Annotated in this window: 10 protein-coding genes and 2 pseudogenes; 5 read left to right on the top strand and 7 right to left on the bottom strand. The window is 70.6% G+C overall.

The genetic code is table 11. The annotated features are described in order from the left end of the window. The 4 genes and pseudogenes from ACY5KJ_RS13290 to ACY5KJ_RS13275 form a co-directional block, all read left to right on the top strand. A partial coding sequence (locus ACY5KJ_RS13290; RefSeq protein WP_462203472.1) for a GNAT family N-acetyltransferase occupies nucleotides 1-479 on the top strand: 479 nt, incomplete at its 5' end. Nucleotides 480-597: 118 nt separating this feature from the next. After that, nucleotides 598-915 carry a hypothetical protein gene (locus tag ACY5KJ_RS13285; protein WP_462188392.1) on the top strand — a complete coding sequence of 106 codons (318 nt, stop codon included), beginning with the start codon at nucleotides 598-600 and terminating at the stop codon, nucleotides 913-915. A 618-nt stretch (nucleotides 916-1,533) separates the two neighbouring features. Further along, a pseudogene (locus ACY5KJ_RS13280) lies at nucleotides 1,534-2,157 on the top strand (CHASE3 domain-containing protein); the annotation flags it as partial. A gap of 148 nt (nucleotides 2,158-2,305) precedes the next feature. Next, nucleotides 2,306-2,524: pseudogene (locus ACY5KJ_RS13275) on the top strand (sensor histidine kinase); the annotation flags it as partial. Between the two features lie 462 nt (nucleotides 2,525-2,986). Here ACY5KJ_RS13275 and ACY5KJ_RS13270 read toward each other — a convergent pair. From ACY5KJ_RS13270 to ACY5KJ_RS13255, 4 genes are all read right to left on the bottom strand, one after another. Further along, the gene (locus ACY5KJ_RS13270; protein ID WP_462188391.1) at nucleotides 2,987-3,496 is read right to left on the bottom strand and encodes a DUF6328 family protein; all 510 of its coding nucleotides are present in this window, start codon (nucleotides 3,494-3,496) and stop codon (nucleotides 2,987-2,989) included. After that, the gene (locus ACY5KJ_RS13265; RefSeq protein ID WP_462203471.1) at nucleotides 3,493-4,086 is read right to left on the bottom strand and encodes a hemerythrin domain-containing protein; all 594 of its coding nucleotides are present in this window, start codon (nucleotides 4,084-4,086) and stop codon (nucleotides 3,493-3,495) included. The genes ACY5KJ_RS13270 and ACY5KJ_RS13265 overlap by 4 nt, the downstream gene beginning before the upstream one ends. A 180-nt stretch (nucleotides 4,087-4,266) precedes the next feature. Beyond that, nucleotides 4,267-4,734, bottom strand: a complete 468-nt coding sequence (locus ACY5KJ_RS13260) for a hypothetical protein (protein WP_462188389.1) — start codon at nucleotides 4,732-4,734, stop codon at nucleotides 4,267-4,269. Between the two features lie 372 nt (nucleotides 4,735-5,106). Beyond that, entirely contained in the window at nucleotides 5,107-6,279 is a 1,173-nt protein-coding gene (locus ACY5KJ_RS13255; RefSeq protein ID WP_462188388.1) for a universal stress protein, read from the bottom strand. 313 nt (nucleotides 6,280-6,592) lie between these two features. Here ACY5KJ_RS13255 and ACY5KJ_RS13250 point away from each other — a divergent pair, with 313 nt between their 5' ends. Beyond that, a complete protein-coding gene (locus ACY5KJ_RS13250; RefSeq protein WP_462203470.1) occupies nucleotides 6,593-7,804 on the top strand; it encodes a sensor domain-containing phosphodiesterase in 1,212 nt (403 codons plus the stop codon). Nucleotides 7,805-7,868: 64 nt separating this feature from the next. Here the strand turns inward: ACY5KJ_RS13250 and ACY5KJ_RS13245 are convergent, their stop codons facing one another. From ACY5KJ_RS13245 to ACY5KJ_RS13235, 3 genes are all read right to left on the bottom strand, one after another. Continuing rightward, on the bottom strand, nucleotides 7,869-8,309 hold the full coding sequence (locus ACY5KJ_RS13245; protein WP_462188385.1) for an ATP-binding protein: 441 nt from the start codon (nucleotides 8,307-8,309) through the stop codon (nucleotides 7,869-7,871). Nucleotides 8,310-8,357: 48 nt separating this feature from the next. Continuing rightward, complete coding sequence (locus ACY5KJ_RS13240; RefSeq protein ID WP_462188384.1) at nucleotides 8,358-9,326, bottom strand: glycosyltransferase; 969 nt, start codon at nucleotides 9,324-9,326, stop codon at nucleotides 8,358-8,360. Between the two features lie 47 nt (nucleotides 9,327-9,373). After that, nucleotides 9,374-9,772 (bottom strand): nucleotidyl transferase family protein (locus ACY5KJ_RS13235; RefSeq protein ID WP_462203469.1); only part of this gene is annotated, 399 nt, incomplete at its 5' end.

Below are 9,772 nucleotides of genomic sequence, written 5' to 3'. Positions count from 1 at the left end.
ACGACGTCGAGCCCTACCTGTCCATGGCGCGACACCCGGACATGTCCGTCTACACCAGCTCGCCGTCGAAGGAGGGCTCCGTCTGGGGCATGACGGCGTTCCAGATCGGCCACTGGGCGCTCAACGGCTTCGGAATGTGGATCATCGAGGATCGGGAGACGGGTGCGTTCCTCGGCCGCGCCGGGCTGTACGAGGAGTACGGCTGGCCGGATATCGAGGTCGCCTGGACCGTCCGCCGGGACCGGTGGGGACAGGGCATCGCGACCGAAGGCGGCGCGGCAGCCCTGGAGTTCGCGTTCACCGAGACGAACCGGAACCGGGTGATCAGCATCATCCACCCTGAGAACACGAGCTCGATCCGTGTCGCCGAGAAGCTCGGCCTCACCCTGGCCGAGGGTCCGGTCGACCGGGACGGCGAGCCGCGAAACATCTACGCGATCAGCCGCGCCGAATGGGAGAACCGCAAGACCAGCAGGTAGGCGCTCGGCAGCAGCGAGGCCAATCGGCGTGACGGAACCGCACTCCTTGGTTCCGGAGTAGGTGTTCCGCCGCTACCGTTGATGCAGATAGGGGCCGCCTGTATACGGAGAGCAACCCATGGCGTGGAACAAGCGAGAGTCGACCAGTGGTGGAGCCTCCACCGGCCGCGATGGCATCAAGCGCGGCGGCAGAGGTGGATCACCCAGGGGCAAGAATAACCCCGACACCGAGAAGGACTACGACAAGCGGGGCGCGAAGGCCGGGCATGCCGACCTCGAACCGGTGGAGACCGCGGACTGCCCCACCTGCAACGGAACCGGCAAGGTCACCGCGGACAGGTCCGAGGCTGACGAGGACGGCGGTTTCGCGGGCACGCAAGAGGTGGACTGCACAGCATGCGACGGCACCGGTCTGATTACAAGGCGGCGGCGATGACCGACGACTTCCCAGCCCGGGGGCCGATCGCGGACGGCGACCCGACCGGTGAGCGGCCGATCATACGAATGCTGTCACTGGTGGCCTGCAACAAATGCCGCCGTCGCCGTGGCGCCCAGTTTCACGCGACGGGCAGAGTCGAGCCCGTGCCAAGAGCGGGTACCTGTCCGCACGGCAAGCCGCTGCGAACCGTCTGGGCACCCGGCTACGGTCCGGACGCCCAGCCGCCGGAGGATCCGACCACGCCAGAAGAACGACGGCAAGGCCCGGTCTGACCCCGGGCATGCCGAAGCGGCCCGCCCCACTCGGAGCGGCCGTCATTCGAGGACCAAAACCATGATCAGGTGCCATCCTGGCACCGCAAGATCGAATAATTCAGGAAATTAGCAGGTCGCAACGATCTTCCCGTTTCCACGCCGCGAACGTGCGCTCCCGTCCGGGGCCGGGTGGGTCTGTCGCGTCGGGCGGGTCCGCAGACCCCGTCAAAGCGGCCAACTGGCGTTGGTCCGGAGGCGGGCATCGTCCCCAGCCTTACAATGAGTAATCGATCCAGCATGGACAGTCGCACCTGTACGCCTGGAACCGCCCGTCGGGTCTGTCAACATCCTGGAGGCGCCTATGGCGGAGACACAGGACCTCACGGACACAATCGACCCGGCGCGGCGCGCCAACACGGCCGTGTTGCAGGGGATGACCAACGCCGAGACGGGCGTCCGCGGCTATCTGATCAGCCATGACCCGTCGTTTCTGCAGCCGTACCGGGCCGGCACGGCCGCGATGGCCGGGGCGTTCGCGAAGATCGCAAGAGATTTCGGTGGGGACGCGACGGTACGCGGCCAGCTGGCAGCCGAGCGGGCCGCCGCCTCGTCGTGGCTGGACGACTACGCCAACCCCGCGATCACCGGTGTCGCCCCTCCCCCGGAGGCAGGTAAGCATCTGTTCGACGCGTTCCGGGCGACGAACGCCTCGCTCGGCACCACCCTTGGCCAGCTGCGTCACGACAAGACCGACGCGCTCAACCGGACCCTGGCCGTGACGATCGGGATGATCGGCGGCCTGCTGGCGATCGGTCTGGCGGTGGGTATCCGGACCGCGGTGGTCACAACCCGATGTCTGGTCCGCCCGCTGCAGAACGTCACCGCCGCGGTGCGGTCGTTGGCCCTGGGACGGCTGAATACCCGCGTCACTCCCGCGGGGCCGCAGGAGACGCAGGAGGTGGGGAGGTCGGTCAACACCCTCGCGGACCAGCTGGACCGGGTAGCGGTCGAACGCGCCCGCTCAGCCGCCGAGTTGCAGACGGCCAACGACGAGCTACGGGCGGCGAACAACGAGCTGGAGGCCTTCTCCTACAGCGTGTCTCATGACCTTCGGACACCGCTGCGGGCTGTCAGTCGCCGACAATGGCGCCGGCTTCGATCCCCGCCACGCCGGCAAGCTGTTCGGTGTGTTCCAGCGTCTGCATCGGGCGGACCAGTTCGAAGGGACCGGTGTCGGGCTTGCCCTGGTCGCGCGGATCATCCATCGCCACGGTGGGCGGATCTGGGCGGACGGGACACCTGGCCAGGGGGCGACGTTCTCCTTCACCCTCACGGAAGCGGAACAGCGATGACGCATCCCAGCCCGGACGTCCTCCCACTGGCTCGGCGAACTCCTCGAACCGGGGCGTACCGTACTGCTCGCCGGTGGCGTCGAGGGCGCCCATGGCTGCCGGAGCGGCAACAGCGGCGGTGCTGGCGGCGGCGGTGACGCGGCTGAGGCGGCTGAGGCGGGCCGCGGCGTCGGGACCGGCCAACAGCGCCGGGGTGACCAGGACGAGGGCGGCCTGCGCGGCGGCGGCCTGCAAGCCGGCGGCGCGCAGGCCCGGCGTAGCCGTGCCGCCGGCCGATGGTCGGCGGGTCATGGCGGCGCCGGAGTCCACCGGAGTGCCGTCCATGCCCAGCAGCACCGCACCCACCGTCAACAGGTCCACGGCCGCCCTCTCCACGACCACCCTCCCCCAATATGCCCGCTACACGAGGATGACATGAGGATAAGGTGCTTATGGGGTAATGACGGTTAAAACCGACCGGGGTCAGTCGCGGGCGGCGAGGCGGATGGCGGCGGGCACGACGGCCCACAGCACGACCAGCACGACGAATGTGCAGGCCCCGGCGATCCAGCCGGCCGGCGCCCCCTTGACCACGTCGAAGATGAGCAGGACGACCCCGGAGACGGCCACGGCGAACAATGCCAGGCCCACCTGGGCGAGCCGGTTCGCCACCCGGATCAGCGTCTCCTTCTCCTTGCGCCGGAAGACCGCGCGGTGCAGGCTCACCGGCATGATGAGCAGCCCGGTGGCGCTGACCGTCAGCAGCACGATCACGAGATAGAGCGACTTCTGCTCGTTGCTCAACGTCGTGAACCGCTGCTGGAACGGGATGGCGAGCAGGAAGGCGGTCAGCAGCTGCACGCCCGTCTGGACGACGCGCAGCTCCTGCAGCAGATCTCCCCAGTTGCGGTACCGGCGTTGCGCCGGGGTCTCCGAAGGGTCCGGCCCGCCGTTCGAGGAGTTCCCCCGGGCGGTGGAGATCCTCGCCGTCACCCCGCCGTCGTCGTCTGCCGCCGAGCGTCGCGCAGCCGGTCGACGAGGGACACCGCCGGCCCGAATACCCGCTGAGCGGTGGGGGATCCCGCGACCGAGGGGTGCGGATGGGTGGGGGCGATCGCCTGAATGGCCCGCAGTCTGCGGCCCAGGCGCACGAGTTCGGACTCGGGACGGACCTGGCGCAGCGCCTCGAACTCCTCCCGCTCCTCGCGCTCGGCGTGTTCCACCACCGTGTGCTCGAACGCGGCGAGCTTGGCCTCGAACTCGACGCTGCTCGCGTCCATCCGATCGAGGCCGGCGAGGTCCCGACTCGCCGCCTTCTCCTCGCGGTTGCGGGCATCGGTCACCTCGGGCCCCACCACCTGCCGGCTGATCGGGCGCAGCACCACCTCCTCGCCGGTCTCGTGGGCCGCGAGCAGCGCCCGCAGCTTGTCGAACGTCTCCTGGCGGCGTTGGCCCGTTGACGTCCTGACCTTCCCGAACAGCTCGCGGATCTCGGCATGCTGCGCGAGCAGGATCCCGACCACATCGTCCTCGGGGAGCTGACTCGCCCGGGTTCGTTCCCTCGTGGCCTTGCTGACCGTCATCGCACTCTCCTCATCGCGGACCGCGCACCGGACCGTGCCCCTGCTGGCCTGCCCGCTTGGCGGGAACAGGAACCTGGTCCGAGCGGGGGGATGCGCCGGATCGGGATGGCCAAGCCCAGGGATGGGCCCCAGGATCAGGAGGTTCGTCGGAATCAGGAGGTTCGTCGGCGCCGGGCGGGTCTACCGGCGTTTGAACATCCAGGCGGCAGCCATCGCTACGCCGACCACGATCCCGACGAGCAGCGCCCCGCCGAACACGAAGAAACCGACCGTCCTGATCAGGGCGACCGCGATCGGCATCGCTGCGGCCAGCAGGAACACGCCGCGGGTGCGCACCGGCGTGTTCACCATGGCGAAGATCTTGCGCGGGCCCGGCACCCGGTTGACGTTCAGCTCGTCGGACACCGACGGCATGAGCCGGATCGTCGTCCACGTCAGCAGGACGAAGGCGATCGACAGCCCGAGGGCGTAGAGGAGCCCCACGCCGCGGCCGAAGGCGTCGAACGCCGCACCGGCACCGATCACAGTGATCATCAGCGGGACGTACCAGGAGGTGGTGCGGTCCTGCCGGGCCTGACCGGCGAGCCAGCGCGCCTGGGCGAACCGCTCGCCGCGCCGACCGGAACCGCCGTAATACTGATCCGCCATAGTCGCTCGACACTCCCCTCCCACGGCCGGCGCCGCGGTGCCCCCCGTACCTCACGGGGACATCACGCCCCAGTCTCCCCATCCTCCCCCAAGACGAGGGAAAGCCGAGCCGTTTCGGGAGGATCACCTGCCCGCCGCGCCGTCACCGCTGGGCCGCAGGCCGCGCTCGGCGGGCCGCGAGAGCCGGCACCGCAGGTGGCACGGCAGTTGGCGCGGCAGGCGACCCGCCGTCCACCCGCTCGGTACGTGCCCGATCGGGCATCCCCGCCCGGGGTCTTCGATCTCGGCCCACGGCCCGAGAACTCGCGACCCGAGGGAAAGGGACTCGCACCGGGTCGAAGATCTGCCGCGGTGGAGTCACCACACGCCGCACTAATTACCACAGGTCGTACTGCCGGGCGTGCGGATGACCGCGACCGCGCACTGGGCGTGTGTCACACACTGTGAACTGGTGGAACCCAGCAGCAACTCGGCGAAGCCGCCGCGGCCCCGGGCTCCGATGACCAGGAGCTGCGCCCCCGCTGCGGCCCGCAGGAGGCTGGACGCGGCCGCTCCGCGGATCAGGTCCGTGCGCACATCGAGATCACCCGGCTCGGGCAGACCCGCGCGCACCGCCTCGTCCAGCACGGCCCGCGCGGCCCCCTCGAGGGCGGCGTCGACGAGGGCCGTTCCGCCGGGTCCCGTCGCATCGAGCACCGGGTCCCCGAGCGCCGCATCGGCGGGTCCCGAGTCACCGAATCCTGGATGATCATCGAGTGCCGTGCCCCCCGGTGCCGTGCCCCGAAATCCACGGCCGACGAATCCCGAGGCGAGGCCCGTTCCACCCGGGTCCGTCCGGATGAATCCGGTCCCGCCCGGATCCGCGTCACCGGGCCCCGCACCAGCCGGCCCGGCACGGACGGCCCCGGCGCCCGCCGTGGGCACTGCGCCGACGAACCTGGCACCGCAGAGTCCCAGCCGGACAACGAACTCCGGTGGCAGCGGCGTCCAGGCGTGCAGGATGCGCAGCGACGCCCGGCGCAGCGCCGCCTCCTGGGCGGCCCACCGCAGCGCGGCCAACGAGCAGGCGGACCCGTCCACCCCGACGACGACGGGCCCGCTCTCGGCCGGCGCCGCCGACCTGCCGTGGACCACGACCACCGGCACCGACGCCCCGTACACGCACGCCATGCTGACCGAACCGGCCGGCAGGCGGCGCGGCCGGTCACGGCCGCGGGCACCGAGGACGAGCATGGCCGCGCCCTCCGACTCGGTCAGTATCGTGTCCACCGGGTTCCCGTACACGGTCCGCTCGACGATCCAGGCGTCGGGCTGGGCCTCGCGGACCCGGTCGACGACGTCGTGCAGCATCCACTGGGCCGTCCACCGGGGATGCTCCGGTGAGGTGGCAGGCGGCGGCTTCACCCGCGTGCAGAACGGGCCGGCCGCAGCCCAGACGAGAACGGCACGCACCCGCGCGCTACAGCGGCGCCCCGCGCGCACGGCCCACCGCAGCGCGCGCTCGGCATCTGTCGACCCGTCGATCCCGACCACGATGTCCGCCACGCGGCACCGCCTCCCCTCCGAGCATCCTCGCTCGCCGAACAGGCATCCGTCCCGATCCCGCATCTACTACAACACGAAGAGCCAACGGGCGCGACGGGAGACAGACGGGAGACAGGGGATGGATCTCCCGGCAGTGGCGGAGGTTGGTCACGAACAGGTCAATATCGGTCACGAACAAGTCGATATCGTGCACGAACAAGCCGATATCGGTTACAAAGAGCCCAATATCGATCACGAAACGGTAACAGATATCGGTGCCGACCAGGGTGTGCGCGGAAAACCCGAGGGAACACCAGGAGAGGAGGTGGTACGGATGTCGGTCCGCCCGGCCCCCGCCTCGGCGCTCGGGCCGAAGGCCGAGGTTCCCGAGCCGGCGACGGCGCTGGTGGAGCTGCTGGGGATACTGCGCCGCCATCTGGGCATGGATCTTGCCTGGCTCGGCCGCATCGAGACGGACGTCCTCGTTGTGCAGGTCATCAACGGGGACGGCGCGTCGTTCCAGCTGGCCCCGGGCTCCACCGTTCGGCGCGAGAGCGCCCTGTTCGGACGCGTCCTGTCCGGTGAGTTTCCCACCGTCATCCCGGACACCCACGCCGATCCGCGCATCCTGCGACTGCCCGTCGTCGACGAGCTTGACGTGGGGGCCTACGCCGCGGTGCCGGTCATCGACAGCGACGGCCTCGTCTACGGCCTGGTCGGCTGTCTCGGGCACGGGCCTCATCCGCACCTGCGGCCGCGCGACGGCCGGTTCCTGCGGATGATCGCGGAGATCCTCGGCGATTCCGTGACCGACCTGCACCGGATGTGGGAGGTCCGCAGCCGCGTCTGGCGCGACGTCAGCCATGTGATCGACGGCGGGGGGCCCGCGCTCGCCTTCCAGCCGGTACTCGACCTCGAACACGGAAAGATCATCGGAGTGGAGGCGCTGTCCCGGTTCTCGGACTACGCCCGCAGCCCGTCACAGTGGTTCACCGCGGCAGGCTCCGTCGGCCTCAACGTCGATCTCGAACTCGCCGCGGTCCGACGCGCGCTCGCCGTGCTGCCCCGGCTGCCGACACACATGATCCTCGCGGTTAACGTCTCGGCGACGACCCTCTCGGCCGGCCTGGTGGAGATGATCATGGGCGAGGATGCCGAACGTATCCTCGTGGAGATCACCGAGCACGAACGGATCGGCGACACTCCGGCGATCAACCGCGACATCGAGCACCTGCGCCGGCTCGGCGTCCGCATTGCCGCCGACGACGTGGGTACCGGCTATGCCGGGCTGGAACAGCTCGTCCGGCTGCGGCCGGAGATTATCAAGATGGACTGCTGCCTGACCCAGGGCATCGACACCGACCCGGCCCGGCGGGCCGTGGCCGCCGGGCTGGTGCACGTCGCCAAGGAGATCGGAGGCGGCGTGGTTGCCGAGGGCATCGAGACCGCGGCCGAGCTCCAGGCCACCCGGGAGACCGCGATCCCCTACGGCCAGGGCTTCTTTCTCGGCCCGCCCACCCCCGTCCTGCCCGAGGCCGTCAGGTAAGCCCGCCGTCAGGCAAGCCCGCCGTCAGGCAAGCCCGCGGCGCGCTCGGCCGCATCGGCGGCGGTCAACCATCGACAACGGGGCTCTCCCGGCGCATCCGGAACCAGACGACCTTCCCGTCGCCGGGGATGACGTCGGCGCCCCAGGTCTCAGCGAGCTCGGCCACCAAGTGCATGCCCCGCCCGCCAAGCGAGTCGGTGTCGACCTGCTGCACCTGCGGGAGGCGGCTGTCCGGATCCTGGACGCCGACCCACATCTGGTGGTCGGTCGTCCGGATCTCCAGAACCGGCTCACCGCGGCCGTGCACGACGGCGTTGGTGACCAGTTCGCTGGCGAGCAACACGACGATCTCGGCCAGCTCCGCCGCGAAGCCGGTGCCGGCGAGGCCCGCGGCCAACCGGACCCGGGCCTGCCGGGGCGCGATCGGGCTGAGCGGCAGCACGAACCTGTCCAACGGCTCGCCCGGCTCGCCTGACTCGCCGGGCAGCCCCGGTTCACCCGTCATGTGAAGGACATTTCCTGGCAATCATGCGGATAAACTCGGTGTCGGAGCTCAGCCCGTGACCTGCGCGAGCACCTCGTCCCAGTCCCGCAGGAAACGATCGAGACCGTACCGGGCCAGGGCCGCCCGCCGGGCCTTCTTCCCGTACGCCCGAGCGCGTTCCGGATCGGCGACGAAGCGGCGGACGGCGCCGGCGAGCACCGCCGGATCGGTGGAGAGGACCCCGGCGTCCCCCGGCACCGCCTCCACCGCCTCGGTGGTGGCCAGCGCGACGACGGACATGCCCAGGTGCATCGCCTCGAGCAGGGACAGCCCGAGCGAGGTCCACCGCGGCAGGTGCACGTACACCCGGCGGCGCGCGACGGCCTCGTGCAGGGCGGCCTGGGAGGCGTCCTCGAACACGGTGAGCCGCTCGGCGGGAAGGCCGGTGTGCGCCGGTAGGGCGCTGACCCCCAGGCCGAAGGCGTCGACCGGTGCCGCCGCGGCGAACAGCCCCAGCAGGTCGGTCCCGGTAACCCGGCCGCGGCGGACCGGTTCGTTCACGGCAACCGCGACGCGGGGCAGCTCACCGGTGTAGCGGTGGCCCGGGTCGACGATGCCGTGCTCGACGACCCGGGTGGGCGTGCTCCCGGCATCCCAGAACAGCCGGTTGAAGTGGGTGACGTGCACCAGGGTGAGGTCTGGCCGGTCGGCGAGGGGGTGCCGGGTCGTGGGCACGTCCCCCTTCGAGGTGTTGTGCTCGACGTAGACCGCAGGGAGGTCCCGCCCCGGGCGCCGGCCACCCAGCCAGCGTTCCGCCAGGTCCAGCTCGTGCGGCCGCTGCAGGACGACGACGTCCACGTCGGCCGGGCCGAGCTCGTCCGGCCCGACCTCCGTGACCGTGCCCGGCCACGGATAGGTGCGCGCGCGGCCCAGGCCGTCCGGGCCGCGATCCGGGGTGACCGGGACGAGATAGGAGTGATCGCCCTGGACGAATGACGTCGTCCACGATCCGTGCACGTGCCACAGCAGAATTCTCACGCCCGGTTCCCCGTTTCCTCGCAGCCCTCACCGTTCCCTCGCGGTTCTCACCGTTCCCTCGCGGTTCTCACCGTTCCCTCGCGGCCATCGTCCGCTGTGCGCCGGATGCGCCCGACCAGAGCGCTCGTCGACCGGTCCGCCACGTAGTCGACGATGCGGACCTCGCCGCCGAGCGCACGGACCAGCGGCGCCTCGGGCAACATCGACTCGGTATAGTCGCCGCCCTTGACGTACACGTCGGGCCGCAGGGAACGCAGCAGGTCGGTCGGGGTGTCGTCGTCGAAGACGACCACGTGCTCGACACCGGCGAGCGCGGTCAGCACCGCCAGCCGGTCGGCCAGCGCGTTGATCGGACGGTCCGGGCCCTTGAGCCGACGCACCCCGCTGTCGCTGTTGACCCCGACGACGAGCACGTCACCGAGCCGGCGGGCGGCGTCTAGGTCTGT

Source organism: Frankia sp. CcWB3 (assembly GCF_977927595.1).
This window is presented reverse-complemented; position numbering and strand designations above follow the sequence as displayed.